At 64.6% G+C, this 26,556-nt stretch carries 25 protein-coding genes and 1 tRNA gene; 7 read left to right on the top strand and 19 right to left on the bottom strand.

The window, feature by feature from the left end; translation table 11 throughout:
• Positions 1 to 599: 599 nt before the first annotated feature.
• The 7 genes from J4G32_RS08255 to J4G32_RS08225 form a co-directional block, all read right to left on the bottom strand.
• Positions 600 to 675: transfer RNA gene (locus J4G32_RS08255), tRNA-Phe, on the bottom strand.
• A 106-nt stretch (positions 676 to 781) separates the two neighbouring features.
• Positions 782 to 994, bottom strand: coding sequence for a DNA gyrase inhibitor YacG (yacG, locus tag J4G32_RS08250; protein WP_210485714.1), 213 nt, complete (start codon positions 992 to 994; stop codon positions 782 to 784).
• Positions 995 to 1,011: 17 nt separating this feature from the next.
• Positions 1,012 to 1,644 (bottom strand): Maf-like protein, encoded by a 633-nt coding sequence (locus tag J4G32_RS08245; protein ID WP_210491030.1) that lies wholly within the window; start codon positions 1,642 to 1,644, stop codon positions 1,012 to 1,014.
• Positions 1,645 to 1,736: 92 nt separating this feature from the next.
• Complete coding sequence (gene pssA / locus J4G32_RS08240) at positions 1,737 to 2,570, bottom strand: CDP-diacylglycerol--serine O-phosphatidyltransferase (protein WP_210485713.1); 834 nt, start codon at positions 2,568 to 2,570, stop codon at positions 1,737 to 1,739.
• A 59-nt stretch (positions 2,571 to 2,629) separates the two neighbouring features.
• Positions 2,630 to 3,331 (bottom strand): phosphatidylserine decarboxylase, encoded by a 702-nt coding sequence (locus tag J4G32_RS08235; RefSeq protein ID WP_210485712.1) that lies wholly within the window; start codon positions 3,329 to 3,331, stop codon positions 2,630 to 2,632.
• A gap of 69 nt (positions 3,332 to 3,400) precedes the next feature.
• Complete coding sequence (locus J4G32_RS08230) at positions 3,401 to 5,326, bottom strand: ABCB family ABC transporter ATP-binding protein/permease (RefSeq protein ID WP_210485711.1); 1,926 nt, start codon at positions 5,324 to 5,326, stop codon at positions 3,401 to 3,403.
• Between the two features lie 79 nt (positions 5,327 to 5,405).
• The gene (locus J4G32_RS08225) at positions 5,406 to 6,743 is read right to left on the bottom strand and encodes a LysM peptidoglycan-binding domain-containing protein (RefSeq protein ID WP_210485710.1); all 1,338 of its coding nucleotides are present in this window, start codon (positions 6,741 to 6,743) and stop codon (positions 5,406 to 5,408) included.
• Positions 6,744 to 6,823: 80 nt separating this feature from the next.
• Here J4G32_RS08225 and J4G32_RS08220 point away from each other — a divergent pair, with 80 nt between their 5' ends.
• Positions 6,824 to 7,471 (top strand): LOG family protein, encoded by a 648-nt coding sequence (locus J4G32_RS08220; RefSeq protein ID WP_210485709.1) that lies wholly within the window; start codon positions 6,824 to 6,826, stop codon positions 7,469 to 7,471.
• A 28-nt stretch (positions 7,472 to 7,499) separates the two neighbouring features.
• Here J4G32_RS08220 and cimA read toward each other — a convergent pair whose 3' ends face one another.
• From cimA to cysS, 3 genes are read right to left on the bottom strand one after another with little or no spacing between them, the layout of a single operon-like run.
• Positions 7,500 to 9,095: a citramalate synthase gene (gene cimA / locus J4G32_RS08215; RefSeq protein ID WP_210485708.1), complete on the bottom strand. Its 1,596-nt coding sequence runs from the start codon at positions 9,093 to 9,095 to the stop codon at positions 7,500 to 7,502.
• Positions 9,092 to 9,601: a GNAT family N-acetyltransferase gene (locus tag J4G32_RS08210; protein WP_210485707.1), complete on the bottom strand. Its 510-nt coding sequence runs from the start codon at positions 9,599 to 9,601 to the stop codon at positions 9,092 to 9,094. The genes cimA and J4G32_RS08210 overlap by 4 nt, the downstream gene beginning before the upstream one ends.
• 28 nt (positions 9,602 to 9,629) lie before the next feature.
• Complete coding sequence (gene cysS / locus J4G32_RS08205; protein ID WP_210485706.1) at positions 9,630 to 11,099, bottom strand: cysteine--tRNA ligase; 1,470 nt, start codon at positions 11,097 to 11,099, stop codon at positions 9,630 to 9,632.
• A 289-nt stretch (positions 11,100 to 11,388) separates the two neighbouring features.
• Between cysS and J4G32_RS08200 the strand changes: the two genes are divergently transcribed.
• Positions 11,389 to 11,712 (top strand): hypothetical protein, encoded by a 324-nt coding sequence (locus J4G32_RS08200; RefSeq protein ID WP_210485705.1) that lies wholly within the window; start codon positions 11,389 to 11,391, stop codon positions 11,710 to 11,712.
• An 11-nt stretch (positions 11,713 to 11,723) separates the two neighbouring features.
• Here the strand turns inward: J4G32_RS08200 and J4G32_RS08195 are convergent, their stop codons facing one another.
• Entirely contained in the window at positions 11,724 to 12,230 is a 507-nt protein-coding gene (locus J4G32_RS08195) for a CreA family protein (protein WP_210485704.1), read from the bottom strand.
• Positions 12,231 to 12,493: 263 nt separating this feature from the next.
• Between J4G32_RS08195 and J4G32_RS08190 the strand changes: the two genes are divergently transcribed.
• Entirely contained in the window at positions 12,494 to 13,618 is a 1,125-nt protein-coding gene (locus J4G32_RS08190; RefSeq protein WP_246504919.1) for a DUF2865 domain-containing protein, read from the top strand.
• Between the two features lie 19 nt (positions 13,619 to 13,637).
• On the opposite strand, the gene gltX is transcribed toward J4G32_RS08190, so the two are convergent.
• On the bottom strand, positions 13,638 to 14,978 hold the full coding sequence (gene gltX / locus J4G32_RS08185; RefSeq protein ID WP_210485703.1) for a glutamate--tRNA ligase: 1,341 nt from the start codon (positions 14,976 to 14,978) through the stop codon (positions 13,638 to 13,640).
• Positions 14,979 to 15,035: 57 nt separating this feature from the next.
• A complete protein-coding gene (locus tag J4G32_RS08180; protein ID WP_210485702.1) occupies positions 15,036 to 16,769 on the bottom strand; it encodes an NAD+ synthase in 1,734 nt (577 codons plus the stop codon).
• A gap of 188 nt (positions 16,770 to 16,957) precedes the next feature.
• Between J4G32_RS08180 and J4G32_RS08175 the strand changes: the two genes are divergently transcribed.
• Positions 16,958 to 17,446, top strand: a complete 489-nt coding sequence (locus tag J4G32_RS08175; RefSeq protein WP_210485701.1) for a hypothetical protein — start codon at positions 16,958 to 16,960, stop codon at positions 17,444 to 17,446.
• A 266-nt stretch (positions 17,447 to 17,712) separates the two neighbouring features.
• Here J4G32_RS08175 and J4G32_RS08170 read toward each other — a convergent pair whose 3' ends face one another.
• From J4G32_RS08170 to J4G32_RS08150, 5 genes are all read right to left on the bottom strand, one after another.
• Entirely contained in the window at positions 17,713 to 19,098 is a 1,386-nt protein-coding gene (locus J4G32_RS08170) for a class II 3-deoxy-7-phosphoheptulonate synthase (protein WP_210485700.1), read from the bottom strand.
• Between the two features lie 123 nt (positions 19,099 to 19,221).
• Positions 19,222 to 19,398 (bottom strand): hypothetical protein, encoded by a 177-nt coding sequence (locus J4G32_RS08165; RefSeq protein ID WP_210485699.1) that lies wholly within the window; start codon positions 19,396 to 19,398, stop codon positions 19,222 to 19,224.
• 84 nt (positions 19,399 to 19,482) lie between these two features.
• Positions 19,483 to 20,055, bottom strand: a complete 573-nt coding sequence (locus tag J4G32_RS08160; RefSeq protein ID WP_210485698.1) for a M48 family metallopeptidase — start codon at positions 20,053 to 20,055, stop codon at positions 19,483 to 19,485.
• A gap of 101 nt (positions 20,056 to 20,156) precedes the next feature.
• On the bottom strand, positions 20,157 to 21,542 hold the full coding sequence (gene gor / locus J4G32_RS08155; RefSeq protein WP_210485697.1) for a glutathione-disulfide reductase: 1,386 nt from the start codon (positions 21,540 to 21,542) through the stop codon (positions 20,157 to 20,159).
• Positions 21,539 to 22,804: an O-antigen ligase family protein gene (locus tag J4G32_RS08150; protein WP_210485696.1), complete on the bottom strand. Its 1,266-nt coding sequence runs from the start codon at positions 22,802 to 22,804 to the stop codon at positions 21,539 to 21,541. The genes gor and J4G32_RS08150 overlap by 4 nt, the downstream gene beginning before the upstream one ends.
• A 142-nt stretch (positions 22,805 to 22,946) precedes the next feature.
• Here J4G32_RS08150 and J4G32_RS08145 point away from each other — a divergent pair, with 142 nt between their 5' ends.
• The 3 genes from J4G32_RS08145 (at position 22,947) to J4G32_RS08135 (ending at position 25,972) form a co-directional block, all read left to right on the top strand.
• Complete coding sequence (locus J4G32_RS08145) at positions 22,947 to 23,918, top strand: Bug family tripartite tricarboxylate transporter substrate binding protein (RefSeq protein WP_210485695.1); 972 nt, start codon at positions 22,947 to 22,949, stop codon at positions 23,916 to 23,918.
• Positions 23,919 to 24,002: 84 nt separating this feature from the next.
• A complete protein-coding gene (locus tag J4G32_RS08140) occupies positions 24,003 to 24,464 on the top strand; it encodes a tripartite tricarboxylate transporter TctB family protein (protein WP_246504918.1) in 462 nt (153 codons plus the stop codon).
• Positions 24,465 to 24,472: 8 nt separating this feature from the next.
• Positions 24,473 to 25,972, top strand: coding sequence for a tripartite tricarboxylate transporter permease (locus J4G32_RS08135; RefSeq protein WP_210485693.1), 1,500 nt, complete (start codon positions 24,473 to 24,475; stop codon positions 25,970 to 25,972).
• Positions 25,973 to 26,041: 69 nt separating this feature from the next.
• On the opposite strand, the gene J4G32_RS08130 is transcribed toward J4G32_RS08135, so the two are convergent.
• The gene (locus J4G32_RS08130; protein ID WP_210485692.1) at positions 26,042 to 26,545 is read right to left on the bottom strand and encodes a DUF2059 domain-containing protein; all 504 of its coding nucleotides are present in this window, start codon (positions 26,543 to 26,545) and stop codon (positions 26,042 to 26,044) included.
• Positions 26,546 to 26,556: the final 11 nt, after the last annotated feature.

The raw sequence follows: 26,556 nt of genomic DNA, 5'->3' as shown, positions 1-26,556 counted from the left end.
CTTCAACGCGCTCCGCGTGGGTCGGGATACGGGCCCGATCCTCGAAGATCAAGCGAAATGTCTGGCAACGTCAGTCGATCCTCCACGGACTTGCGCGGTCTCTGGACAGGGGTAAACGACGTCATGCTAACCGGTCAGCACCCGCGCGTTCGTGGTCCTGCCTGCGCTCTCGTCCTTGGCGGCCTCGGGCAAACAGACGGATCATCGCCCTCGCAGGCAATGATCTCGAGCTGTGGCGCGCCATGGCGGGCGGCCCATTCCGCCGCTACACCAGATACGGCGCGAGGAGCCAGGCGAACAGCGCCAATCCGCTGATCAGGACAAGCCATCCCACGACATTTGAAGCGTTTTTCGTCATTGTCCCTGATCCAGCTCGCAACCTATGTCGCCATTTATCCGCAATCGCTGTCAAGTCGCCGAGGCGCGGCAAGGGCATTCGCGCCGTCATGTTCCGCGCGACGGAGCGGCATTACGACTTTTAACCGCAAGCCGCCCACACCCTCAGCCCAAGGCCACCGGGCCCATCTGTCGCCGGGGTTGAAAGCGATTCACCCGGATCGGTAAGTCGCCGAAGACAGCCGCTTTTTTGGGAAAAGGTGTGGTGCCCAGGACTGGAATCGAACCAGTGACACTGCGATTTTCAGTCGCATGCTCTACCAACTGAGCTACCTGGGCGGACACGGACGGCGGTGAGCCGTGTGCGTTGGAGGCCGGTTGTATAGTCAGCGACGGGGCTTCTGTCCAGCGCTGTTCGGGGGCTGATGGTGGAAAAAGCTCAAGGCTATTCGTCGGCCGCGTCGTCGGCTTTTTCGCCGTCGCCCTCGACGGTCGGAATGGCGTAGCGGCCGGTGAGCCAGCGGTTGAGATCGACGTCGGCGCAGCGCTTCGAACAGAAGGGCCGGTACGCGATGGTGGCCGCCTGGCCACAGGTCGGGCAGGTTTCGGCCGGAATGACCGGGTCGTTCTGGTTGGCGGGCTTGGCGGGGGTTTTCATGGGCGCAGGCGCATCCTCTAGGCGGCGTTCAGCCAGCTGAACCGCACGGGGAAACCCTCGCCGTCGAGCAGGGCGACAGTCTCGTAGAGCGGCAGGCCGACGACATTGGAATAGGACCCGACGAGCTTGATCACAAAGGTGCCGGCAAGCCCCTGGATGGCATAGCCGCCAGCCTTGCCGCGCCATTCGCCGGAAGCGAGATAGCGCTCGAACTCTTCCTTCGACAGGCGCTTGAATCGCACCCGCGTCTCCACCAGTCGCTCGCGGATGACATCCTTGGGCGTGACGAGGCAGATGGCGGTGTAAACCCGGTGCGCCCGGCCGGAGAGAAGCCGCAGGCAGGCCGCTGCCTCATCCACCACCTCTGCCTTGGGCAGAATGCGCCCGCCGGCCACCACCACCGTGTCGGCGGACAGGATGAAGGCCTCGCGCAGATCGGGATCGTGCCGCGCGGCCTTCCGGGCAACCTCAGCCTTTTCCCGCGCCAGACGCTTGGCGAGCTGGCGGGGATTCTCGGATCTGTGCGGGGTCTCGTCCACATCGGCCGGCAACAGGGCATCAGGCTCGATGCCGCCCTGCTGCAGCAGGGCGAGGCGCCGTGGCGAGGCCGAGGCCAGCACGAGCTTCGGCCGCCAGCTCGTCGAAGCCATCTCAGAAGAGGACGCCACTAAAAGTCTCCAGATCTCGTCGTGTTGATCGTCTCACGGGACAATACGGCGTCCCGCGCCGTGCGTCACGGCCCTTACATATGGGGGGGCGGCACGACAGGCTCCGGCAGACGCGCTGCATGCTCGCGTTCGAGCCGGCGATATTTCATGACACCCAGGGGTATGGTGCCAAGGAAGATCAGCGTGATCCCGGTCAGCACCTCGAACGGGAAGCTGACGAGGAGCCCGAAGCCCGCCACCGACAGGACGAAGATTGGAAGAACCCAATGGCGCGGCACGGATTTGCCCAGAGTCTTGCCGGAATAGACCGGGATCGTCGAGACCATGAGGAAAGCAAGGCCCAGCAGGTAGACCAGCACCACGGGGGCTGCTGCGGCCTCCATGGGCACGCCGAGGAACGACAGGTAGAGCGGCAGCAGGGACGTGACCGCGCCAGCTGGCGCCGGCATGCCGGTGAAGAAGTTCTTCTGCCATTCCGGCCGGTTGGGATCGTCCAGCATCACGTTGAAGCGGGCAAGCCGGAGAACCATCGCGATGGCGAACACCAGAACCGCGATCCAGCCCAGCGCCTTCAGTTCATTGAGGATGAAGCTGTAGAGAATCAACGCCGGCGTGACACCGAAATTGACGAAGTCGGCGAGCGAATCGAGTTCGGCGCCAAAGCGCGATGTGCCCTTCAAAAGGCGCGCGATCCGCCCGTCCACCCCGTCGAGGACCGCTGCCGCCACGATCGCGATCACAGCCGGCTCGAACTTTCCCTCGAAAGCCAGCCGGATGGCGGTCAGACCCAGACAGAGCGCAATCAGCGTGATGATGTTGGGGACGATGACCCGAAACGGCACGGGCTTGAACAGCCGCTTGCGCGGCTCATCCGGATCGGGCGCGAAGGGAGGAAAAAGGTCACTCATGACAGGATTCTAGAGGTTGACCGTCCGACCGGCAAGGACGCCTCGACGCGGCCAACGCGCTAGCCCGCCCGGAACTGGCGGCCGGGCGCCTTCGCATCGAGGTCGGCCAGAACGGTTTCGCCCGCAATGGCCGTCTGCCCGAGGCCCACCAGCACCTGGGTGGACAGCGGCACATAGATGTCGAGACGGGAGCCGAACCGGATCAGGCCGAAGCGCTCGCCGGTCGTCAGCGCATCGCCGGTCTTGACGAAGGAGACGATGCGGCGGGCCACGAGGCCTGCGATCTGCACGACGCCGATCTTGACGCGGCCGGTATCGATCACGAGGGCGTTGCGCTCGTTGTCGTCGCTCGCCTTGTCCAGCTCCGCATTGAGGAACAGCCCGGGCGTATAGAGGATCTGGGTGATGCGGCCGGCGACCGGCGACCGGTTCACATGGCAATCGAACACGTTCATGAAGACGGAGATGCGCGTCATCGGTTCGGGCGGAAGATCGAGCTCGACCGGCGGAATGGCCGTGGTGATCAGGCTTACCCGGCCATCGGCCGGCGACACGACGAGGCCGTCCCGCACCGGCGTCACGCGTGGCGGATCGCGGAAGAAATAACACACCCAGACGGTGAGGATTCCGCCGATCCAGAAGAGCGGCGACCACAGGCTGCCCAGGAGGATCGTCGCCACCAACGCGATGACGATGAAGACGTAGCCCTCCTTGTGGATGGGAACCACGGTCTTGCGGATCGAGTCGAGAATGTCGCTCATGAAGTCGCTAAGCCTCTGTTGCGCTTGGGGGATGGCAGGGGCTGAGGCTCCCGTCAACCCGTGAGGCGGTCAGTTCGCCACCGCATTGGCCAGGAGGCTGCGTTCCTCCTCCTCCGTGCGCTTCAGTGTTTGGCGCGCTTCCTCGGCCTCCCGCTGACGGTTCCACATGCTGGCATAGACGCCGCCTGCGGCCAGAAGGCTCGTGTGGGTGCCGCGCTCCGAGATTTTGCCGTGATCGAGCACGATGATCTCATCTGCCCCGATAATCGTGGACAGCCGGTGGGCGATCACAAGGGTCGTCCGGCCTTCGCTGACGCGATCGAGCGCATCCTGGATTTCCTTCTCGGTGAAGGAATCAAGCGCGGAGGTGGCCTCGTCGAGCACCAGGATTGGCGGTCCCTTCAGGATGGTGCGGGCAATCGCCACGCGCTGTTTCTCGCCGCCGGACAGCTTGAGCCCACGTTCGCCGACAGCCGTCTCATAGCCCTCTGGCAGATAGGCGATGACCCGGTCGATCTGGGCAAGGCGCGAGGCTTCCCGCACCTCTTCGGCCGCCGCATCCCAGCGGCCGTACTGGACGTTGTAGCCAATCGTGTCGTTGAACAGCACCGTATCCTGCGGCACCATGCCGATGGCCCGCCTGAGCGAGGCCTGCTGGACCTGCGAGATGTCCTGGCCGTCGATGAGGATCCGCCCGCGCGAAGGCTCGTAGAACCGGAACAGCAGGCGCGAGATCGTCGACTTGCCGGCCCCGGAGGGACCCACGATCGCGATCGTATGACCGGCCGGAACTTCGAAACTCACGCCTTTGAGGATCTCGCGATCGGGGTTGTAGGAGAAATGCACGTCGTCGAACCGCACGATGCCCTGCGTGATCTGAAGCGGCTTGGCATTCGGCTTGTCCTGGATCTCGGGATTGCGCTCGAGGATTTCGAACATGTCGTCGATGTCGATCAGAGCCTGTTTGATCTCACGGTAGAGCATGCCCATCAGGTTGAGCGGGATGTAGAGCTGCACCAGCATAGCGTTGACGAGCACGAAGCTGCCGATCGACACCCGGCCGGCCATGATGTCGCGGGCGGCCAGCACCATCACGACGGTCATGCCGATGGAAAAAATGATCGCCTGACCGGCATTGAGGACGGCCAGCGACGTATAGGTTTCGGTGGAGGCCTTTTCGTAGCGCTCCATCGACTTGTCGTAGCGCATGGCCTCGCGGGCCTCGGCGCCGAAATACTTGACGGTCTCGTAGTTGAGCAGCGAGTCCACGGCCTTGGTGTTGGCATCCGTGTCCGAATCGTTCATGCGCCGGCGGATCGACATGCGCCAGCGCGTCGCCTGATAGGTATAGGCGAGGTAGACGATCACCATCGCCAGGACGACGGCCGAGTAGGTCCAGTCGAATTCCCACGCCAGGATGCCCATGACGAGGCAGAATTCGACGATCGTCGGAAGCAGGGTCAGCACGACGAGCCGGGACAATTCCTCGATGCCCTCGCGCCCCCGTTCCAGCACGCGCGTGAGGCCGCCGGTCTTTCGCTCGAGGTGGAAGCGCAGGGACAACCGGTGCATGTGCTCGAAGGTCTGCATCGCGAGCTTGCGCACCGCATGCATCGCCACCTTGGCAAACAACCCGTCCCGCACCTGCGTGAGGACCGCCATGATGATGCGGCTGATGCCATAGATCACGGTCAGCAGGATCGGCGCCTGCCAGATCCACGAGCCGCTGGTGACCGCCTGTTCAATCGTCGTGCCCGCGCGCAGGCCGGACGTTACCGCCACCAGGGCATCGGTCGTCCACTTGAAGGCGAACGGCGTCACCATGGTGACGCCCTTGGCGATCAGCAGCAGGCCAAAGGCCAGAAACACCCGCCTCTGAAGATCGGGACGTCCATGCGGCCACAGATAGGGCCACAATTTGGAGATCGTCGCAACGAGACTGGGTGTGGGTTTTGCGTCCGCGGGGTTCGCGGGCGCCGCCTTGGGCGGGGACATCAGCTTAGAATCCGATCAAAGTATCGGAGTGCATATAGGCGATTGTCCGGAGGAATTCACCCCGGCATTTGCAGTCCGCTCAGTTGGTGTTCTGCACCTGATCGCTGGGCAGGACAAAAATCTGTCCCGGATAGATCAGGTTCGGATTGCGGATCTGGGTCTGGTTGGCGCCGTAGATCACCGTATAGCGGTAGCCGCGTCCGTAGATCCGCTGGCTGATGCGCCAGAGACTGTCGCCGCGCGATACGATGGCCGTGTCGATATTGGGAATGACGACGGTGTTCGGCGGCAGATCCTGCGGGATGGCGGGTGCGGCCGCGACCCGGGCTGCGGCCCCAGGCGCGACCGGTTCGGAAGCGCCCGGCGCCGGCGTAGCCGGGGCGGGCGAGGCCTGGGCTACGAGGGCCGGAACGTTGTAGCCGACCTCGGCCCGGGACTTGACCTGTCCCGAGACAGGATCGACGTCGTCGAGGCGGACCCGGTATTCGCCGGGCTTCACGCCGCTGGCGATGGCGAAGGAGAGCCTGCCGTCGCCGCCTGCCCCGCCGGGCGCGATGAAGCTCTCGTTGAGGTAGAGGCGCACGGTAGCGCCGGGAGCGGCCTCGCCGGAGACGTAAAGTTTCCCCTCCTCCGATTCGACGCTCATGATCTTGATGTCCGCACGCGCACCCTGGCTCGCGGCAGAATTGCCATTGCCGGGGCCGTTGGCGCTCGCCTGCTGCTGCGGCCCGTTCTGGCCCGGCGTCGCCTCGGCGGCCTTGGCCGGCATCGGCTCGGGATTGGACAACAGAACAGTTGGCTTGTCGGGCGCAGTCAGGGCCACGAGCGGGCGTGTGGTTCCGTTGATCTCGACGGTCACGGATTCCTTGGAGCGCTGACGGTTGCCGTCGGGTGCGATGGATTGCAGCACGACCTTGTGGGAGCCGGTGGGCAGCGGCGGCGGCGTGAGGGCGAACAGGCCGGACCCGTCCGCGACCGTGCGCGCATGCACCTGATCGTTGCGCAGCAACTCGATGGTCGCGCCCGGCGTCGCCCGCCCGGCGATGACGCTTTCGCCATTCGGCTCGACCCGGACGATATCGAAACTGGGCGGGACCGCGTCAGCCGGCGCCTTCGGGGCCGCAGCGACGACCGCCGGGGGGGCCGGATCCTTGGCAGAAGCGGGGGCGGGGTTGGGCGCGGGGGTGGAAGCGGCGGTCCTGGCCGGAATGCCGGGGGCCGGTGGCGAGGCCGGGACGAGAGCGGCGGCGGGGCCTGTCGCAGGGGGCGGTTGCACGGTGGCGGGAGGCGCAGTATTTGACGTCTTCGGCCCCAGGAAGGTATCCCAGTTCAGGACGCCGAGAAGAACCACCACAACGGCAATTGCAGCCGCACCGATAATGACAACATTGCCCCCGACTGGTCTCTCGCTCGCCATGTCGCCTTTTCTCAATCTGGCACTTTCGTGCATTTAAACCGTTTATCTTTCAAAAGGCTACGGCCGTAAGGATAATAATAATGCCCCACGACTCCACGCGGGAATCACTCCGCACGAACCCTGATTTCGTGCCCGTCATCAAATCCGTTTGCGTGTATTGCGGATCGGGATTCGGGGATGATCCTGTTTTCGCCGAGAATGCGGCCGCATTAGGCCGGGATATGGCCGAATGCGGCATCAGTCTCGTGTACGGCGGCGGCAATGTGGGGTTGATGGGCACCGTCGCGCAGGCTGTGCTGGACCACGGCGGCCATGTCACCGGAATCATCCCGGATTTCCTCAAATCTCGCGAAAAGCTCCTCGACGACGTCCAGGAAACCATCATCGTGCAGGATATGCACACGCGCAAAAGGCTGATGTTCGAAAAAGCCGACGCCTTCGTGGCGATGCCGGGCGGAATTGGCACCCTCGAAGAGTTGGTGGAGCAGATGACCTGGGCGCAGCTGGGGCGGCACACCAAGCCCATCCTGCTGCTCAGCACGAACGGGTTCTGGAAGCCCCTTTTGACCCTGTTCGCCCATATGCGCGACCAGGGCTTCATTCGCCCCGGCCTCGAGCTCCACTACCTGGTGGCCGAGCGCGTCGAAGACGTGCTGCCGATGCTCGAGACCTCCGCCCGTCGCACCGGCGTGGTGGCCAACGAGGACGACATCGAGAAACGGTTCTAGAGGCTGCGCCGGGAGCGTTCCGACGGGCCTAGAGCGAGGCCCCGGAACGCAGCAGCTTGTAGACGATGGAATCCGTCAGCGCCTGAAATGACGCGTCGATGATGTTGGGCGAGACCCCGATGGTCGTCCAGCTGTCGCCATTGCCGTCCGTGAACTCTATCAGCACCCGCGTCACCGCATCCGATCCGCCCTGATAGATCCTGACCTTGTAATCCGTCAGTTCGAGATCCTGGATCAGATCCTGGTATTTGCCGAGGTCCTTTCGAAGCGCAACGTCGAGGGCGTTGACCGGCCCGTTGCCCTCGGCCGCTGAGATCAGGACCTCGTCGCCGACCCGAACCTTCACGATGGCCTCGGACGCCATGACAAGCGCGCCCACCGCATTGTAGCGCCGCTCCACATTGACCGAAAAGCGCTCGACCTGGAAGAACGCCGGCACTTCGCCGAGCACCCGCTTGACCAGCACGTAGAAGGACGCGTCGGCGCCCTCGAACGCGAAGCCTTCGGACTCCTTGCGCTTCACCTCCTCGAGCACCTTCGCGATGCGGACATCGCCCTTTTCGACCGTGAAGCCGAGGCGCTTCAACTCCGACAGGACATTGGACTGCCCGCCCTGGTCGGAGATCAGCACGCGGCGCACATTGCCCACCGTTTCGGGCTCCACATGCTCGTAGGTGTGCGGGTCCTTCAGGACGGCGGAGGCGTGAATGCCGGCTTTCGTCGCAAAGGCGCTGGCGCCGACGAACGGCGCGTGCCGGTTCGGCTGCCGATTGAGAATTTCGTCGACCTGCCGCGACAGATGCGTCAGCTGGCTCAGGGCCTCGTCGCTAACGCCGATCTCAAAGCGTTCGGCATATTGATCCTTCAGTTTCAGCGCGCCGATAAGCGTGACCAGATTGGCGTTGCCGCAGCGCTCGCCCAATCCGTTGAGCGTGCCCTGGATCTGCCGCGCGCCGGATTCGACCGCCGCCAGCGAATTGGCGACCGCACAGCCGCAATCGTCATGGGCATGGATGCCGAGATTCGAGCCCGGCACCACGCCGGCCACGTCGGCCACGATCGTCAGCACCTCGTGGGGCATCGTGCCGCCATTGGTGTCGCACAACACGATCCAACGAGCACCGGCCTCGTAGGCCGTCTTCACGCAGGTCAGCGCGTAATCGCGATCAGCCTTGTAGCCATCAAAAAAATGCTCGCAATCAAGCAGCACTTCGCGGCCCTTCTCGCGTGCCGCCTCAATGCTTTCGCGAATGCCCGCGAGGTTCTCCTCCGCGGTCGTCTCAAGTGCCACGCGGACATGGTAGTCGGACGCTTTCGCCACGAAGCAGATCGCATCGGCCTTCGCGTCGAGCAAGGCCGCAAGCCCCGGATCGTTCGAGGCCGAGCGCCCGGCCCGCTTGGTCATGCCGAAGGCGGCAAACCGCGCATGCGAGACGCGCTTTTCGGAAAAGAACCGGGTATCCAGGGGATTGGCGCCGGGATAGCCGCCCTCGACGTAATCCACTCCGACGGAATCGAGCAAGGTCGCGATGCTGCGCTTGTCGTCGAACGAGAAATCGACGCCGGTGGTCTGCGCGCCGTCGCGCAAGGTCGTGTCGTACAGGTAGACGCGTTCCCGGTTCATGACACGATCGCTCCGCTCTCAGGAACCGCCAGCACTTTGTCCATCGTGGTATTCGCAAGCCATTCGTCGCCGATGGTGAGCGTGTTCCGCCGCTGCGCCTGGAAGCCCCGTTTCTGGAAAAATGGCTGGGCGTTGTCACTGACTTCGGCTGTGAGCCGCGTAGCGGAGCGCGCGGTGGCAAGCGTCACGATCGCATCGAACAGCATCGTGCCGACGCCCTGCCCGGCGACGGCCGGATGCACGTAGAACAGATCGATCAGGGCGTTGTCCTTGAGCGTGATGAAGCCGAGCGGCGAGCCGTCCATGGTGGCAACGAGCGTCAGCGATTCCGCCAACCGCTTGCCGAAGGATTCCGCCTCTGCCATGGACGCCCAGGCGTCCTGCTGGGCCTCGCTGTAATCCTCGCCGGTGAGTTCCTCGATGCTCGCGCGGACGATGTTCGCCAGCACGGGCACATCGGCGGGGAGAAACGGCCGCAGGCCGGGTTTGGGAAGAGCCTGTCCCATCAGTCAAGATCCTTGCGAGAAGAACCGGTCATCGCGCCACCTCCCAGGTGGTGGTGCCGTCCTTGCTGTCCATCAGCACCACGCCCAGAGCCACGATCTCGTCGCGCAGGCGATCGGATTCAGCCCAGTTCTTTTCAGCGCGCGCCGCGACCCGTGCGGCGATCAACGCATCGACCTGCGCTGCATCAACCGCGATGGCCGGCTGACGCCGCTGTTTCCAGCCCTCCTGGCTGTCACTGAGAAATCCCAGTGCCCGCAGATTGGCCCCCAATTCCTCAAACGCCCCCTGCCCGTCCAGCACATGCAACTCGGCCAGCATCTTGGGCGTGTTGAGATCGTCGGCCAAAGCCTCAAGAACGGGCTGCGACAGGCCGACGGCCTTGCCCTCCCCCGCCAGGCCGTACCAGCGATCGAGAGTCTTCACGCTCTCCTCCAGCCCCCGCACCGTCCAGTCGATGGGCTGGCGGTAATGGGTGCGCAGCATGTTGAAACGCAAAGCTTCGCCCGGCCAGTCGCGCAACAGGTCCGCGATGGTGAAGAAGTTGCCGAGCGACTTCGACATCTTCTCGCTTTCCACCTGCAGGAAACCGTTATGCATCCACACATTGGCCATGCGCGGCGTGTCGAACGCGCAGCAGGTCTGGGCGATTTCGTTCTCATGGTGCGGAAACACCAGATCGATTCCCCCGCCATGGATGTCGAACATTTCGCGCGCAGCCGGATCCTCGCAGGACAGCCGCGTCTCGAAGGCGTCGACCAGGTGCTTCCAGGCCATGGCCGAGCACTCGATATGCCAGCCGGGCCGGCCGTCTGTCGCGATTCCGCCGGGCGACGGCCAGGCGGGGTCCTGCGGGCCGGACGGCTTCCAGAGCACGAAATCCATCGGGTCGCGCTTGTAGGGGGCCACATCGACCCGCGCGCCGGACAGAAGCTCATCCAGCGAGCGTTTCGAGAACGCGCCGTATTTCGGGACGTTCGGGAGACCCGCCATGGCAGCCACGCTGAACAGGACATGGTCCTCGGCCACATAGGCCGCGCCGCGGGCGATGAGGCGCTCAATGATCATGCGCATTTCGGCAATGTGATCGGTCGCGCGCGGCTCGATGAGGCGCGGCGGCTTGCCGGCCTCGTTGACCTCATCGGGCATCAGCACGCCAAGGGCGCGGATATCGGCGTGGAACTGCTTCTCGGTCTTGCGGGTGACGCGACGAATGGCGTCGTTATGCGGCAGCTCCGGGTAATCGCGGGCGGCGCGGGCGTTAATCTTGTCGTCCACATCCGTGATGTTGCGCACATACGTGACCGCATCGCGGCCATAGAGGTCGCGCAACAGCCGGAACAGGAGATCGAACACGATGATCGGCCGCGCGTTGCCGATATGGGCGAAATCGTACACGGTCGGGCCGCACACGTAGAGGCGCACATTGCCATCGTCGATGGGAACGAACACGTCTTTTGACCGCGTCAGAGTGTTGTGGAGCCGAACCGTGGCCGCCATGAATCCATACCTTTTCGGGCCGAGGGCCGGAGGATGGTTTCGATCTGTGAAATGAGAACGAGACGGCTCCAGCCAGCGGGTGCGCTAGCTGCAAATAATCCGGGAAATGAGGATCGTTGCCGTTTTCATTCGAGATCAATGCCTTTAAAGGCATGGGCCGTCAAGTTCCGCCGAGTCGGGCAGGTTTTTTTACCCTTCGGGCGAAACTGAGAATTCATTGCCACGTTTAAGCTTTATTCACGCCCACCGACGACAATCCCTGACGAGTTTCAAGACGATGAGGTCATTCATGCGCCGCGCATATGCCATGCTCGGGTTGGGCACTGCCGTGGTTGTGGGGGCTGCGTCCCTGACGCTGATCCCCAAGACCACCCAAGCCTCCGCGACGGAAGCGACCTTCCTCGTCCCGGCCCACGACGGCTATGGCGTCGCCGAATGCCTGGTCTCCGGTCATACCTGCGGGCAGGCCGTCGCAGACACCTGGTGCGAAACGCAGGGCTATTCCCATGCGGTCTCTTTCCGCCAGATTGCGCCTGATGAAATCACCGGGACGGTGGAGCGGGTCGCCGTCACCGAGACGGTTCCGCCCGTCTCGATCACCTGCGCCAACTGAACGGTCGGCCCCTACCCGGTCACCCACTCGCCGCACTTGGCCGGGGCCTCGCCCCCCCACGGCATGATCGGGACGCTGGATGTGGAATTCTTCGGCGAGCCCTCGATGGGGCGGTCCGAATAGACCATGTAGACCAATGAGTTACGCTTGGCGTCGCAGCCTCGCACAATATGCATGCGCTTGAAGATCAGCGACCGGCGCTCGCTGAACACCTCGTCGCCCTGCTCAAACTTCTCCTTGAACCGGATCGGCCCCGTCTGCCGGCACGAGAGCGAGATGTCCGAGACCTCCTCGGCCACGCCCAGCGTTCCCGAAATGCCGCCCCGCTCCGGGGTTGTGTAGTGACAGGCGATGCCCTCGATCTTCGGATCGTCGAGGCCATAGACCGCGAGCTTGTCGTTGGGGGTCAGCGCCCGCCATACGGTCGACTTCTTGAAAATCACATCCGGCTCCTGGGCCGCAGCACCGGTCGTGGCGGTGGCAAGGAGGCTGAAAACCAGAACAAGGCGCGCAAGCATTCGTCTCATCTCCAAAGATCGGGATCTATGTGGGGAGGCAGCGGGCCTTTGACGAGAGCCCCGCGGTCACGTCATTTGCTCCGACTGGCGGATCGCGGTAAACGCTTCCTTTCGGCCCTCTCGTGGGACGCGCATTCGACCGGCTGGAGGGCCACCTCCCGCCCGGAGCGGATCGCGATCACAATGGGGCCGCTTTCGAGACGTCAATTGACGACGCCCGCGGATCAGGTGGGCCGACCCCTTTTAATGCTGCGACAGGCCTTATGAAAAAACGTCACTTTTTCCGCACTCTCCTGGCAGTCACGGCCTTCCTGGCCGCCGGAGAGGCAGCCTTGGCGCAATCCGCCGAGTGCCAGCGCTTCCGCGCCGAGCTCGCCAATCTCAACGCCGGCGGCGGGCGGGCCCCTTCGGGTGCTGCGGAAGGCCTTCGGGTCGAGATCGGTCGCCTGGTGGGGTATTACCGGTCCATCGGGTGTGAGCGCGGGCCGCTCGGCTTCCTGTCCGGCTCCCCCCCGGCCGAATGCGGCGCCATTTCCCAGCGGATCCGTCAGCTCGAATCAAACTTCGCCCGCGCGTCCGCCCAATCACCGGATTCCGGCGAGATCGAACTGCGTCGGCGGCAGCTGATGAGTGCGGTCCAGCAGACCTGCGCCGTCGAGCAGCCGCGCGGCTTCTTCGAAACCCTGTTCGGTCCGCCGCGCGCCCAACAGCCCCAGCAACAGATCATGCCCGAAGGGCAGCCGATCATTTCCGAGGAAAACAACGCGCCGGCGACCGGTGGGCGGCGGCTTGTCTGTGTGCGCACCTGCGACGGCTCGTTCTTCCCACTCTCCGTCGCTCCCGGCGGCCGGCAGAATGCCGACGAAATGTGCCAGGCTCTTTGCCCCGGCACGGAAACCATCGCCTTCGGCACGCCGGGCGGGGACGACGCTCTCAACCGGGCGGTATCCATCTCCGGCCGCCCCTATACGTCGATCGCCAACGCGTTCCGCTTCCGCAAGGCTTTCGACAGCTCCTGCGCCTGCAAGAAGGACAACGAGAGTTGGGCCGTCGTTCTGCGGCGGGCCGAAAGCATGCTGGAACAGCGCAAGGGCGACATCATCGTGACGGCCGAGAAGGCCGAGGAGCTGTCGCGCCCCAAGGTCGTCCAGGCCCGCAAGGCGGCCGAGAAAAAGGTTCAGGAAGAGGCCAAGGAAGCCGCCGAAACCGCCGCTGCCGCCCCGACCGCCAGCCGCGAATCATCCGGCATCGGGCCGCAATCCATCGAGAGCAACCGCATCGTCAATCAGGGCGAAGGGGCCAAGAAGGATGTGGTGACGGCCACCGGGCAGAAGCGCACGGTGCGGGTGATCTCGCCGGACGTGATCCCGGTTCCCAACACCAACTGACAGCCGGACCAACCAGCCTTCAAGCCGTCTCCCCGGACAAGCGCGCCTTTGCCCGCTCCGGGCCGATGAGTGGCAACAGGGTCGCCAGTTCCGGCCCGTGCTCGAGGCTTGTGAGAGCAAGCCTCAGCGGCATGAACAGCGCCTTGCCCTTGAGGCCCGTCGCTGCCTTGACGGCTTCCGTCCACGTTTTCCACGTGGTCAGATCCCAGGGACCGGCCGGCAGCACATCGCGGGCGGCTTCGCAGAACACCCGGTCGACGATGACCGGCTCCAACGGCCCGAACGCCACCCTGTGCCAGGCCGGAGCATCGGCGACCTTGGCAAGGTTGCCCTTGACGGCCTCCCAGAACTCCTCTCCGCCATCCGCATCGAGAGCCGCCAGCCGGTCCTTCACCCTCTCGTAGGGCATGTCATGGACCAGCCGGGCATTGAGGCTTTCCAGCTCGCGCTCGTCGAACTTGGCGGCGGAGCGTGAGATATGGTCGAAGTCGATCAGCCGGGCCAAGTCGTCAAGGTCCGCAATCGGCCGGACCGACTCGGCCGATCCGACCAGCACCGCCAATGAGGCCACGGCCTGCGGCTCGAGCCCGGCTTCGCGCAGGCTCGTCAGCGATAGATGGCCCAGTCGCTTGGACAGGCCCTCTCCCGAGGCCGTGGTCAGCAGGTTGATGTGCCCGAAAATCGGCACATGCGGACCCAGCGCCTCGAAGATCTGGATCTGCACCGCCGTATTGGTGACGTGGTCCTCACCGCGGATCACATGGGTGATCGAAAGCGCGATGTCATCGACGACAGACGGCAGGGTGTAGAGGTAGGTGCCGTCCTCGCGCACCAGTATCGGATCGGACAGGGAGCTCGTGTCCACATGGGACGGGCCCCGCACCAGATCCTGCCAGACCTCGTTGCGATGCTCGAGGCGAAAACGCCAATGGGGACGGCGGCCTTCCGCTTCCAGTGCAATGCGATCCTCGGCCGACAGCTTGAGGGCCGCGCGGTCGTAGACCGGCGGCAGGCCGCGGGCCAACTGGCGCTTGCGGCGAAACTCAAGCTCCTCCGCGGTCTCGTAGCAGGCATAAAGCCTGCCCATGTCACGCAGGCGCGCTGACGCGTCGTCGTAGAGCGCGAACCGTTCCGACTGACGGACGACCACATCCGGTGGAATGCCAAGCCAGGCGAGATCGACTTCGATGGAATCCGCATATTCGCGCTTGGAGCGCCCGAGATCCGTGTCGTCGAAACGCAGGACGAACGTCCCGCCCTCGCGGCGGGCGAAAAGGGCGTTCATCAACGCCTGACGGGCGTTGCCGATATGGATGCGTCCCGTGGGGGACGGCGCGAAACGAACGACAGGTTTGCTCATGCAAAACCTATGGCAAAGGCGGAAGAATGTGGCAATGGCCGCACCCGGCGGCCAGGCTCACATGTCGATGGAGCCGACCTTGGGCACCCCGTTTGCGCGCATCAGCGCCCGATCAGGCGTTGAGGCCACCTCGCCCTGGTCGCGAAAGCGGTTGACGATCGGATAGCGGCGGTCGCGGCCGAAATTCTTGCGGGTGACCTTCACGCCGGGCGCCGATTGCCGGCGCTTGTATTCCGCGAGATAGAGCAACCGCTCGACCTTCTTGACGGTCTCGAGATCATGACCCCTGGCCACGATATCGGAGACGCGCAATTCCTCCTCCACCAGTCCCCGCAGGATATCGTCGAGCACGTCGTAGGGCGGAAGGGAATCCTGATCGGTCTGGTTCTCGCGCAATTCGGCAGTGGGCGCCTTCGCCAGAATGTTCTGCGGGATAACGACGCCGTCCGGCCCGAGCGCGCCGTCAGGCTTCCAATGATTGCGCAGGGCCGACAGGCGATAGACCTCCATCTTGTAGAGATCCTTGATCGGGTTGAAGCCGCCATTCATGTCGCCATAAAGGGTCGCGTAGCCGACCGACATCTCCGACTTGTTGCCGGTGGTCACGACCATGGAGCCGAACTTGTTGGAGATCGACATGAGGATCGTGCCGCGGGCGCGGCTCTGGAGGTTCTCTTCCGTGATGTCGCGCGGACGGCCGGCGAAAAGCGGCGCCAGCAGTTCCTCGAAGCCGTCGACCGCGGCAGCGATCGGCAGCGTATCGTAGCGAACACCCAGAGCCCTGGCGCAATCCTCGGCGTCTTTCAGGGACTCGCCCGAGGTGTAGCGATAGGGCAGCATCACGCAATGCACGCGCTCCGGCCCGAGGGCATCCACCGCCATGGCGGCGCAGATCGCCGAATCGATGCCGCCCGACAGGCCCAGCACCACGCCCGGGAACCGGTTCTTCTCCACGTAATCGCGCAGCCCGAGCACGCACGCGGCGTAATCCGCCTCGTCGCCCTCCTCGATCACCTCCATCGGCGCCGTGCCGCAGGTCCAGCCCTCCTCGCCCTTCGTCCAAACCGTCAGCGCGACGGCCTCGGCATTGGCGGGCAATTGGGCGACGAGGGCGCAATCCGCGTTCAGCGCGAAAGAGGCCCCGTCAAAGACCAGTTCATCCTGTCCGCCCACCGCGTTGAGATAGACCAGCGGCAGGCCGCTCTCGGTCACGCGCGCGGCCGCAATATTGAAACGCTCCTCGGTCTTGCCGCGCCAATAGGGCGACCCATTGGGGACCAGCAGCATCTCGGCACCGGTTTCGGCCAGGCATTCGACCACGTCGCCGGTCCAGATATCCTCACAGACCGGAATGCCGAGGCGGATGCCACGAAAATTCACCGGCCCCGGCAGCGGGCCGGGGGCGAAAATGCGCTTCTCGTCGAAAACCCCGTAATTGGGAAGATCGACCTTGAACCTCACCGTGATGGTGCCGCCGTCAAGCAGCGCATAGGCGTTGTAGACCTCGCCCTCGTCGCGCCACGGCAAGCCGATCAGCAGCCCCGGCCCGCCATCGGCCGTCTCGCGGGCAAGCCGCTCGCAGGCGTCGCGACAGACGTCCTGAAAGGCCGGCTTGAGAACCAGATCCTCGGCCGGGTAGCCGGCGAGAAACAGCTCCGGAAACATCACGAGATCTGCGCCCAGACGGGCAGCTTCAGCGCGCGCCTGGCGCGCCTTGGCCTCATTGCCGGCGACATCGCCGACGACCGGGTTGAGTTGTGCAAGCGCGAGTCGCAATTGGTTCTGAGCCATGGTTCTGCGATTTAGCGCGTCGGCCGCCGGGCAGCAATCCACACGCCGCGCATTCCTTAAGGTAAGGATCGGTCCGGCGAGCCGGCGGCCTGCAAAAAATGCCGGTTTCCCCTGCCAGCCCCGTATCGCGCGGCCAAGCCTTACCCTAGGAGATGCAGGCGCCGCGATGGGCGGCCTGGACCCGATCGATGAAAAAGCGTCTCTTGAGTTTCGCCGTGTTGTGCCTGCTCGCCACCCCGCTTTCGGCCAAGAACTTCGCCGTTCCGGACAAGGACCCGGCTGCCACCATCACCGTCCCAGACACCTGGCTTATCGAGGAGATCGAATACGGCTTCTCCGCCCGCTCGCCCGACAAGGACGTGTTCTTTTCCATGGAATATGCGAGCGCCAAGAAGCTCGATGCCATGATGGCGACGAACGAGGAGTGGATGCGGGACAACGAAATCGATTTCAGCATGAAGCCGGAAAACCGGGAGATGGATTTCAACGGTATCTCGGGTTCGGTGCTCCACTACGAAACCACCGATGGCAACGGCCCGACCAAGGTTGATTTTGTCCTTCTTCCGGCCGGCAAGAGCCGGGTCATCATGCTGACCCTGTGGGGCTCCACCGAGGAGCGGGCCAAACACGCAACCGCCATTCAGTCGATCATGAACAGCGTGAAACCGATCAACTGAACCGAAACGGGACGCTGACGTTGCGGCGGAATTTGGTGGAACTAGCCAAAGGCTTCTTCGTTATCGAACCACGAAGGCAACAGGAGACGGAAATGTTTAAAGGCGGACTACTTTGGCTCATCGGACTCCCGCTACCGATCATTCTTATTCTGTTCTTTATGGGCTATTTGGGCTGATCTTCTTTGCCGACCTTTCGAGACCCCTTAACTAAAAGGGCGCTTCATCAGCGCCCTCTTTTTTTGTTTCGATGATGAGAGCGAGACAGCCTATTCGGCCGCTTCCACCGCAGGGCGCCCGCGCGACACGCGCTCGCGCTTGATCATCTCAGAGGTCAGGAACGCGATTTCCAGCGCCTGCTCGGCATTGAGCCGCGGGTCGCAATAGGTGTGGTAGCGGTCCGACAGGTCCGCATCGGTGAGCGCGCGGGCGCCGCCGGTGCATTCTGTCACGTTCTTGCCGGTCATCTCCAGGTGAATGCCGCCCGCATGGGTGCCTTCCGCCTGATGGACCGAGAAGAAGTCCTGCACCTCGCTCATGATCATCTCGAACGGCCGGGTCTTGTAGCCCGACGCCGCCTTGATGGTGTTGCCGTGCATGGGATCGCACGACCACACGACGGTCCGCCCTTCCCGCTTCACCGCCCGCACCAGGGCCGGCAGGTTGTCAAACACCTTGCCGGCGCCAAAGCGGCAGATCAGCGTGAGGCGGCCCGCTTCGTCGTCCGGATTGAGCCGGTCGATGAGGTTCAAGAGGTCGTCGGCCTTCAGCGTCGGCCCGCATTTCAACCCGATCGGGTTCTTGATGCCGCGCATGTATTCCACATGGGCGTGGTCGAGCTGGCGGGTCCGGTCGCCGATCCACAGCATGTGGCCGGAGGTCGCGTACCAGTCGCCCGAGGTGGAATCGACCCGGGTCATGGCCTGTTCGTAGCCGAGGAGGAGCGCCTCGTGGCTGGTGTAAAAATCGGTGGAGCGCATTTCCGGATGCGTCTCGGGATTGACCCCGATGGCGCGCATGAAATCGATGCTCTCGGTGATCCGTTCCGCGATCTCGCGGTATCGCGACGATTGCGGCGAATCCTTCACGAATCCCAACATCCAGCGATGCGCGTTCTCCAGATTGGCGTAGCCACCGGTCGCGAAGGCGCGGAGGAGGTTGAGGGTCGCGGCGGATTGGCGGAACGCGGAGATCTGGCGCGCCGGATCGGGAATGCGGGCTTCCGGCGTGAACGCGATATCGTTGACGATGTCGCCCCGGTAGCTCGGCAGTTCGACGCCGTTGACGGTCTCGGTGTCGGAGGAGCGCGGCTTGGCGAATTGTCCCGCCGAGCGGCCGACCTTCACCACCGGCGACGACCCGGCAAAGGTGAGCACGACAGCCATCTGCAGGAACAGGCGGAAGAAATCGCGGATGTTGTCGGCCGAATGTTCGGCGAAACTCTCGGCGCAATCGCCGCCCTGCAACAGAAATGCCTCGCCCTTGGCGACGCTACCCAACGCCCGCTTGAGCTTGCGCGCCTCGCCTGCAAAAACGAGCGGTGGATAGGCCGCGAGCTCGCGCTCGACAGCTCCAAGGGCCTCGCGGTCCGGATAGTGCGGAACCTGCTGGATCGGCTTGCTTCTCCAGCTATCGGGCGTCCAACGCTCAGTCATGACACTCCACTCCGTGTCGTTTCAAGAAACCTCATCGATAACCGCGCATTGCGGCACGAAGGCGCTTCTATACACGAGGGGGACGAAAAGGCGAGCGTGGAGGCGCGAGGCTCCGTCAGACCATCACGCGGCCTGCTGTTCCGCAGCGGGCGAGACCGCGCCGGCCTGCGCTTGTCCGAGCCATTGGCCCACCGCCTCCACCCGCCGGGTGTGCCGGGGATGGCTGGCGAAGAGCTTGACGAAGAACCCGGCGACGGGCGGTACCATGGCGTCCTGCGCCCCGAAGGCTGTCGGGTTCATCTCCCGGTTGAGCTTCGCGCTGCCGCAGGCAAGGAGTTGGAGGGCCGAGCGGGCTGTCGTCGGGTTCGAGGCCGCAACAACTGCTCAGATCCGGTCGCAGGTCAGTTCGCGGGCACGCGAATAAGCGGGTCCGAGAGCGGGGATCAGGAAGCCGGCGAGCCTGACCACATGGGGCAAGGCATCGAGGTGGCCAGCGACGTGATGGCCGAGCTCGTGCCCGATGACGAACCGCAATTGCTCGTCTGTGTCGGCATCGATCAGCGCCGAGGCGATCCACACATAACGCTGCTTGCCGATCAGGCGCAGGGCGAAGGCATTCATGACGCCTTGGGAATTGTACACGAAGGTCATCGGCGCTTCTGCAAGACCGAGTCGCCGCGCCCCCTCCTCCACCATGGCGTGGATATGCGGAAACTGATCGGGGCCGACAAGCACATGGTGCCCGAACATGTGGGCGCGGATCAGGACCCGGGCGATCGTCAAGACCAGCCAGATGACGACGAGATAGATCGCTGCCGGCAGAATCGCGATCCGAAACGCCTGGCTGAGCACCGCGCCTGCAGCCACGGCCAACCAGACGAGCGCGCCGATCCAGAGCATGAGAGCGCCGTAGATCCGCTCTTTCGGGTGGCGCAAAGCGTTGACGTCGAATGCCATGGGACTCTCCTTTTGCCCCGCATCCTATCTGTAACCCTCACCGAATGTTACTTTATATCGTTAATATAAAACCCCCATCCACAACAGCCTTCCGCGCGCGGTCACACCACGTCCACCGGCTTCTTCACGACGTGCGGCACGCGCATCGTCACCAGCTCCTCGGACGCGGTCGGGTGGACAGCCACCGTGCGGTCGAAATCGGCCTTGGTGGCCCCCATGGTGACGGCGATGCCCGCGAGCTGGATCATCTCGCCGGCGTCGTGGCCGACGATGTGGAGGCCCACGACCCGGTCGCTGGCCCGGTCGACGATGAGCTTCATCAGCACCCGGTCCTGGCTCCCCGACAGGGTCGCGCGCATGGGACGGAACGCCGTCTTGTAGATGTCGATCTCGCCGTAAAGCGCGCGGGCCGCGTGCTCGCCGCAGCCGATGACGCCGATTTCGGGGGTCGAGAACACGGCGGTGGGAATCAGGCTGTGGTCGACGGCGGTCGGCTTGTTGCCGAAGACGGTGTCGGCGAAGGCGTGGCCTTCCCGGATGGCGATAGGCGTGAGGTTGGCGCGGTTCGTCACGTCGCCGATGGCATAGATCGACGGCACCACGGTTTGCGAATAGTCGTCCACCGGAATGGCCCCGACCGGGTCGAGCGCGATGCCGACGCGGTCGAGCCCGAGGCCGCTGGTGTTGGGCCTCCGGCCGGTGGCGACCAGGACCTGGTCCACTTCCCGCACCGATCCGTCCGAGAGGGTCGCCCGGATGCCGTCGGACACGCGTTCCAGGTGCGACACGGTCGCGCCAAGGGTCAGGTCGATGCCACGCTGGCGATAGGCAGCGCCCAGCGCGTCGCGCACGTCGTCATCGAAGCCGCGGAGCAGCTTGTCGCCCCGGTGCAGCAGCGTCACCGCGCTGCCGAGACCGGCGAACACACCGGCAAACTCCACCGCGATGTAGCCGCCGCCCACCACCATGATGCGCCGGGGCTGGGTTTTGAGATCGAACACGTCGTTCGACGTGATGGCCAGTTCCGCGCCGGGGATGCGGGGCTCCATGGTCGGATGGGCGCCGACCGCGACGAGGATGACCTTGGCGCGGATCACCGTCCCGCTCGTTGCCATGCGGACGCTGTGCGGCCCCTCGATCACGGCGCGCTCGTTGAGAATGGTCACGCCGGAGCGCTCGAGATTGGTCCGGTAGATCCCCTCCAGCCGGTCGATCTCGCGATCCTTGTTGGCGATCAGGGTCGACCAGTCGAAGCTGGGCTCGGGCACGGACCAGCCGAAGCCTGCCGCATCGTGAAACTCGTCGTGGAAGCGGCTGGCATAGACCAGCAGCTTCTTCGGCACGCAGCCGCGAATGACACAGGTTCCGCCGACACGAAACTCCTCGGCCACCATCACGCGGGCGCCGTAGCCGGCAGCGATCCGACCCGCGCGCACGCCACCGGACCCGGCCCCGATGACAAACAGGTCAACGTCGAAATCGCTCATCGTGTCGTCTCCACTCGTGTTCGGGGGGCGGTGTCGCGCAGGGCCAGCAACCAGACGATCGCCGCGCCGAGAGAGGCAGCCCACCAACCCTGCCAGGCCCCGTGCCCGACCAGCGCGACGCTTGCAGCCCCTGCCATGAGGGCGAGGGATGCGGCGGCGATCGGTCGTGATTGTCGGGAAGCAAGGCGCAGGATCTGCAGAATGATCATCAAGGTAAGCACGGCTCCCACGATCCCAAGCTCCGCCCAGACCTGAATCGCAGCATTGTGAGGATGTCCCACCCCCAGCAGGACGCGGTGCTCGGGGGCGACGCGATCGGCCACGGAGGTCTTGTCCATCACCGGACTGACCCCGAACCCACCGCCGAGCACGGGATCCTGCCGGATCGCGTCGTTGAAACTCAGCCAGATGTCGACCCGGTCGCGGGAATGATCGTCGGCCAGCCGGCGGTGGACGCTGTCGGGGATGGCGCGGTCGCCGATCGTGCCCATGACCGGTGCAAGCACAAGCGCCAGCGAAAACGCGAAGGCTCCCACAAGCGCCACCAGACGGGGGCCCAGGCAGGCGGCTGCGAACGTGAAGGCCGCCACGACCAGGCCCAGCACCGCGGCGCCGCTGTCGGACTGGAACACCGCGACGGCCACGAGAGAAGCCGCCCCTGCCGCTGCGGCAGCGCCAAAGCCCTTCTGCCGCCACAACCAGAGGGCAACCGCCGGCAGCAGCAGGGTGAGGGTGAGAACGGGCCGGTTGAAGATGAAGCTGTTCGCCCGCACGTCGAGCATGCGGCGCAGCACCATGCCGGTTCGCAGTTCGACCACCACGATCGCCGCAGCAATACAGCAGGACAGGGCGAGGAGTCCGAATGCCTGACGGGTCATCCGCTCAGGAAGGGTCACGGCCAGCACCCAGGCGAAAGCAACCGACAGCCAGAATTCGCCGAAAGCCAACAGCGAGACCGCGGGAAACTCACTCCAGCCGATGGAGGCAAGGCCCCAGGCGAAGAAGGCCGCGACGGATATCCCGAGCGGCGTTGCCAGTTGGGCGATCGCAGCGCGGGCAAAGGACCTCCCCTGTCCGTCGAGAAGTACCGCCGCCACCGCCGCAACGGCAGCGAGTCCGAGAAAAAGCGGGCTCGAGCGATGGGCCACCGCCATGCCGACCGGCAGAACAGCCAGCGCACCCATCGCCACGCGCCACAGCGCGGCGGACAGGCCAGCGGCCCGGGCCAGGTGGCCACGGTCGCTTCTGTCGACGACGCTCATGCGGTGATCCTCATGCGAAGGCTCTTACGCGAAGGTTTAACCGCAATAAAGAACCAAGCGCTTGCCGCCCCCCATTTCCACCTTTACCGTCCGGGGCAGGACGCGCCTGGTTGAATGGCAGCGCCATATGAGGAAACCAACAATGATTCACACTCGAAAAGCACTCTGGCGCGGCGCCATCGCGGTCGCGGCAGTCGCAGGCTTCGTGACCTCCGCCGCAGCGCAGATGGAGCTTAAGATCATGGCGCCGGCGGCTCCCGGCGGCGGCTGGGACCAGACCGCCCGCTCGATGCAGCAGGCCCTGACCCAATCCGGCCTCGCCAAGAGCGCCCAGGTGACAAACGTCCCGGGTGCCGGCGGCTCGGTGGGCATTGCGCAGTTCGTCAATAACGGCAAGGGCGACGGCAACCAGCTCATGGTGATGGGCTACGTGATGGTCGGAGCGCTTCTGACCAACAAGTCCCCGGTCACCCTCGACCAGACGACCCCGATCGCCCGGCTCACCGCGGAATACGAGGCGCTCGTCGTCCCGGCCGACAGCCCGATCAAGAACGCCAAGGACCTGGCCGCGGCCGTGAAGGCCGATCCCGCCAAGGTCACCTGGGCCGGCGGCTCGGCAGGCGGCGTCGACCACATCGCGGCGGCTTTGTTCGCCAAGGAAGCCGGCGCGGATCCGACGAAGATCAACTACATCCCGTTCTCGGGCGGCGGTGAAGCGCTGGCGGCGATCCTCGGCGGCAAGGTCACGGTCGGCATTTCCGGCTACGGCGAGTTCGAGAGCCAGATCAAGGCCGGAAAGCTGCGCCTCATCGGCATTACCTCGGCCACCAAGCTGCCGGGCATCGAGGGCGCCTCGCTCAAGGATCAGGGCATCAATCTCGAGATCGCCAACTGGCGCGCCGTGGTGGCCCCTCCCGGCATCACCGCCGACCAGAAGAAGGCCCTGACGGAAGTCGTCGACAAGATGGCCAAGTCCAAGGAATGGACCGAGTTGCTGAAAGCCAAAGGCTGGGACGATTCGTACCTGTCGGGCGACGCCTTCACCAAGTACCTGGCCGACGATCAGGTCCGCACGAAGGACGTGCTCATGTCCGTCGGCCTCGTGAAGTCGTAAAGGCGCCAGCGAGAGACGATCCAGGGAAGCGCCGCCCATCGATCGCGGCGCTTCTTTTTTCCTCACGAACGAATGGGTTTCTCCATGACTCGGCGCATCGACGTGGCAGGCCTCGTCATCGCATTGATTCTTCTGGCCGTTGCGGGCCTGATCTGGCTGGACATGTCGTCCCTCGAACTGTCCTCGGTCTACGGAATGGGGCCGAAGGCGGCGCCGAAGATCGTGGCGCTCGGCCTCGGCATCCTGGCCATCGGCAACGCCATCATGGCCCTTCGCGGCGACCTTCCGGCCCGCGAAAGCCTCGACTGGAAGCCGATCGTCCTCATCATCGGGGGCATGGCGGCGCTGATTGCGCTGATCAAGTTCGGCGGCGGGTTCATCCTCGCCACGACCGTGCTGTTCGTGGCCACATCGGCGGCCTTCGGCCGGCGGGCGCTGCTGGCGGATATCGCCATCGGCGTCGTGATCAGCATCGTCATCTACATCCTTTTCTCGAAGCTCCTCACCCTGTCCCTGCCGGTGGGCCCGCTTGAACGTCTGATCTGAGAACCGTCATGGAAGCTTTCGTCTCCCTCGCCCACGGACTCACCATCGCCATCGAGCCGATGAACCTGCTGTTCGCGCTCATCGGCGTGCTGCTGGGCACCGCAGTCGGCGTGCTTCCGGGCATCGGCCCGGCGCTGACCGTCGCGCTGCTCCTGCCCATCACCTTCAAGCTCGACCCCGGCGGGTCGATCATCATGTTCGCGGGCATTTATTACGGCGGCATGTATGGCGGCTCGACCACCGCCATCCTGATCAACACGCCGGGCGAAAGCGCCTCGATGGCCACCGCGCTCGAAGGCAACAAGATGGCCAAGGCCGGCCGCGGCGGACCGGCGCTTGCCACCTCCGCCATCGGCTCATTCGTCGCCGGCACCATCGCGACGCTGGGGCTTGCCTTCCTCGCCCCCTATCTCGTCGATCTCGCGGTGAAATTCGGACCGGAGGATTATTTCGCGCTCATGTGCGTGGCCTTTGTGACGGTTTCGGCGACCTTCGGCGATTCCCCCGTGCGCGGTCTCACCAGCCTGTTCATCGGCCTTGCCCTCGGGCTTGTGGGCATCGACATCCTCACCGGCCAGTCGCGACTCGCCTATGGGGTGCCCGAACTGTTCGACGGCATCGAGGTGACGACGCTCGCGGTCGGGCTCTTTGCGGTCGGCGAGGCGCTTTACGTGGCATCGCGCCGGCACATCCACGAAGAGAAGCTCGAGCCTGTCCGCGGCTCCCTGTGGATGACGAAGGAGGACTGGAAGCGCTCGTGGAAGCCGTGGCTGCGCGGCACCGCGCTGGGTTTCCCCATCGGCGCATTGCCTGCAGGCGGCGCCGAAATTCCCACCTTCCTGTCATATTCCGCCGAGAAGCGGCTGTCGAAGCACCCGGAGGAGTTCGGTCATGGGGCCATCGAGGGCGTGGCGGGACCGGAGGCCGCCAACAACGCATCGGCGGCCGGAACGCTCGTGCCGCTGCTGACTCTCGGCCTGCCGACCTCGGCCACCGCCGCCATGATGCTCGCGGGCTTTCAGCAATATGGCCTGAACCCGGGTCCGTTGCTGTTTGCCGAGCGTCCCGATCTGGTCTGGGGGCTGATCGCCAGTCTGTTCATCGCCAATACGATGCTGCTCGTGCTCAACCTGCCTTTGGTCGGACTGTGGGTGCGGCTGCTCGCCATCCCGCAGCCGTGGCTCTATGCGGGCATCCTGGTCTTCGCCACCATGGGCACCATCGCGGCCAACCCCTCGCCGGTGGAATTGATGATGCTCGCGGGCTTCGGCATCCTCGGCTTCCTGATGCGCCGGTTCGACTATCCGATCGCCCCGGTGGTGGTGGGATTGATCCTCGGGCCGATTGCCGAGAGCCAGTTGCGGCGCGCGTTGTCGATCAGCCTCGGCGACCCGATGGTCCTGCTGCAAAGCCCGTTCTCGGCGACGTTGCTGACCATCGCGCTGATCGCGCTCATCCTCCCCTTCGCCCTGAAGGGCATGGGTCGCTTCAAGGCTGTCGAGGACTGATCCGCTCCCCGTCTGCACGACGAAAAAAGCCCGGCGATGCCGGGCTTTTTGCTGTCTGTCGCGCAAGCGTTACTGAAGCTGGTGGCCGCGCTTGATCATCTCGGCGCGAGCCCGGATCATCACGTATTCGGAGACGTTCTGGGTCCAGGTCGCCAGATCCTTCACGATGTCGTCGAGGAGACCGGGCTGGACCGTCACGTATTTCACGCCGGTGGGCGTCTTGTAGAAGGTCGCGATTTCCTTCAACTCCGGTTCGGTGAGCTGGCTGGCAAAGACGCGCGCCACATTGTCGAGCATCTTTTCTTTCTGCAGCTCGATCTCCGGCCGCAGCATCGCCGTGACCTCGTCCAGATCCTTCTTGATCTCGGGACGGGTGACATTCATCTGCTGCAACTGGGCGAGGAAGGGTTCGGTCATGGCATCGAACGAGCGCGTCATGCCGGAGACGGTCGCAACCTCACGCGCCATGGCCAGATGGCTCGGGGTGGGCGCCGCCGTCTGGGCGAAGGCGGGACCGGCCAGCAGGGCCAGCGCGAAGGTGGTCGCGACGAGGCGAGAAGCGGAACGGATCATGGGTTAAAGCT

This window comes from Microvirga antarctica, from assembly GCF_017921815.1.
Classification (GTDB): Bacteria; Pseudomonadota; Alphaproteobacteria; order Rhizobiales; family Beijerinckiaceae; genus Microvirga; species Microvirga antarctica.
The sequence above is the reverse complement of the archived record's forward strand: the minus strand, read 5'-3'. Positions and strand labels throughout refer to the sequence as shown.

Coding starts and splice junctions, on each gene's coding strand:
- yacG (WP_210485714.1), bottom strand. CDS start 994: ATGAAAACCCCCGCCAAGCCCGCCAACCAGAACGACCCGGTCATTCCG.
- J4G32_RS08245 (WP_210491030.1), bottom strand. CDS start 1,644: ATGGCTTCGACGAGCTGGCGGCCGAAGCTCGTGCTGGCCTCGGCCTCG.
- pssA (WP_210485713.1), bottom strand. CDS start 2,570: ATGAGTGACCTTTTTCCTCCCTTCGCGCCCGATCCGGATGAGCCGCGC.
- J4G32_RS08235 (WP_210485712.1), bottom strand. CDS start 3,331: ATGAGCGACATTCTCGACTCGATCCGCAAGACCGTGGTTCCCATCCAC.
- J4G32_RS08230 (WP_210485711.1), bottom strand. CDS start 5,326: ATGTCCCCGCCCAAGGCGGCGCCCGCGAACCCCGCGGACGCAAAACCC.
- J4G32_RS08225 (WP_210485710.1), bottom strand. CDS start 6,743: ATGGCGAGCGAGAGACCAGTCGGGGGCAATGTTGTCATTATCGGTGCG.
- J4G32_RS08220 (WP_210485709.1), top strand. CDS start 6,824: ATGCCCCACGACTCCACGCGGGAATCACTCCGCACGAACCCTGATTTC.
- cimA (WP_210485708.1), bottom strand. CDS start 9,095: ATGAACCGGGAACGCGTCTACCTGTACGACACGACCTTGCGCGACGGC.
- J4G32_RS08210 (WP_210485707.1), bottom strand. CDS start 9,601: ATGGGACAGGCTCTTCCCAAACCCGGCCTGCGGCCGTTTCTCCCCGCC.
- cysS (WP_210485706.1), bottom strand. CDS start 11,099: ATGGCGGCCACGGTTCGGCTCCACAACACTCTGACGCGGTCAAAAGAC.
- J4G32_RS08200 (WP_210485705.1), top strand. CDS start 11,389: ATGCGCCGCGCATATGCCATGCTCGGGTTGGGCACTGCCGTGGTTGTG.
- J4G32_RS08195 (WP_210485704.1), bottom strand. CDS start 12,230: ATGCTTGCGCGCCTTGTTCTGGTTTTCAGCCTCCTTGCCACCGCCACG.
- J4G32_RS08190 (WP_246504919.1), top strand. CDS start 12,494: ATGAAAAAACGTCACTTTTTCCGCACTCTCCTGGCAGTCACGGCCTTC.
- gltX (WP_210485703.1), bottom strand. CDS start 14,978: ATGAGCAAACCTGTCGTTCGTTTCGCGCCGTCCCCCACGGGACGCATC.
- J4G32_RS08180 (WP_210485702.1), bottom strand. CDS start 16,769: ATGGCTCAGAACCAATTGCGACTCGCGCTTGCACAACTCAACCCGGTC.
- J4G32_RS08175 (WP_210485701.1), top strand. CDS start 16,958: ATGAAAAAGCGTCTCTTGAGTTTCGCCGTGTTGTGCCTGCTCGCCACC.
- J4G32_RS08170 (WP_210485700.1), bottom strand. CDS start 19,098: ATGACTGAGCGTTGGACGCCCGATAGCTGGAGAAGCAAGCCGATCCAG.
- J4G32_RS08165 (WP_210485699.1), bottom strand. CDS start 19,398: ATGAACCCGACAGCCTTCGGGGCGCAGGACGCCATGGTACCGCCCGTC.
- J4G32_RS08160 (WP_210485698.1), bottom strand. CDS start 20,055: ATGGCATTCGACGTCAACGCTTTGCGCCACCCGAAAGAGCGGATCTAC.
- gor (WP_210485697.1), bottom strand. CDS start 21,542: ATGAGCGATTTCGACGTTGACCTGTTTGTCATCGGGGCCGGGTCCGGT.
- J4G32_RS08150 (WP_210485696.1), bottom strand. CDS start 22,804: ATGAGCGTCGTCGACAGAAGCGACCGTGGCCACCTGGCCCGGGCCGCT.
- J4G32_RS08145 (WP_210485695.1), top strand. CDS start 22,947: ATGATTCACACTCGAAAAGCACTCTGGCGCGGCGCCATCGCGGTCGCG.
- J4G32_RS08140 (WP_246504918.1), top strand. CDS start 24,003: ATGACTCGGCGCATCGACGTGGCAGGCCTCGTCATCGCATTGATTCTT.
- J4G32_RS08135 (WP_210485693.1), top strand. CDS start 24,473: ATGGAAGCTTTCGTCTCCCTCGCCCACGGACTCACCATCGCCATCGAG.
- J4G32_RS08130 (WP_210485692.1), bottom strand. CDS start 26,545: ATGATCCGTTCCGCTTCTCGCCTCGTCGCGACCACCTTCGCGCTGGCC.